The sequence below is a fragment of the Bacteroides muris (ex Afrizal et al. 2022) genome (assembly GCF_004793475.1).
In the GTDB taxonomy this organism is placed as follows: domain Bacteria; phylum Bacteroidota; class Bacteroidia; order Bacteroidales; family Bacteroidaceae; genus Bacteroides; species Bacteroides muris.
In genome coordinates, this window is record NZ_SRYZ01000126.1 from 1 (window position 1) to 677 (window position 677).

1 protein-coding gene is annotated in these 677 nt (G+C 47.7%); it reads right to left on the reverse strand.

Going from position 1 to position 677, the window contains the following annotated elements:
• Positions 1 to 677, reverse strand: a 677-nt coding sequence (locus tag E5355_RS19160; RefSeq protein WP_168354397.1) for a tyrosine-type recombinase/integrase, incomplete at both ends; no start/stop codon positions are given.

Genomic DNA, 677 nt, shown 5'->3' on the forward strand with positions numbered 1-677 from the left:
TGTTGTACAGCGACAATATCCGCTCCGCTATGGGATGCAGGGGGATGAACGCCTCCACATTTGTTTTCTTGCGGTTGATGCGGATGTAACGTCTGCCTTCTGCATTGCGTCCGATATGATGCGGGTGCAGAAGCTTTATATCCACATACGCCAATCCCGTCAGTGTGGAAAAGATGAATGCCCGTCTTGCAAGCTCCTGACGCTTATCATACATCGGGGTGGCAAGGATTCTCTTGAACTCCTCACGGCTGATGTACTTGTGCCTTGCTTCCGGCTTTGGTTCGTATTCCAGATCCTCACAGGGATTCACACGGATAATCTCCTTATCGACAGCCAAATAAAGCAGACGGTTCAGCCAGCATAGGCATTTGTTGGTCTGGGAAGCCCCGAAATTCTTGCATTTCTTAAGATATGCCTTGTAAGATTTGCCGAAATCTTCCGTCACTTCCTCAAAGGCGATGTCTTTCTTCCCGAAAGAAGCGAGATAATCCGTCAGGTACTTCTGATAGTACATGGAGTGGCGGTAGGAAGATATGGAATCTATTTCTACTGAATGTTTCCTTAACCGCTCCCTTTCCCATTCCCCCATTTGCAGAAGGGTAACCGGATGAATATTGTTCATGGCGATATGGTTCTTCAGTATCTCCGCACTGACCACGCCTTGCGATTTCAATATC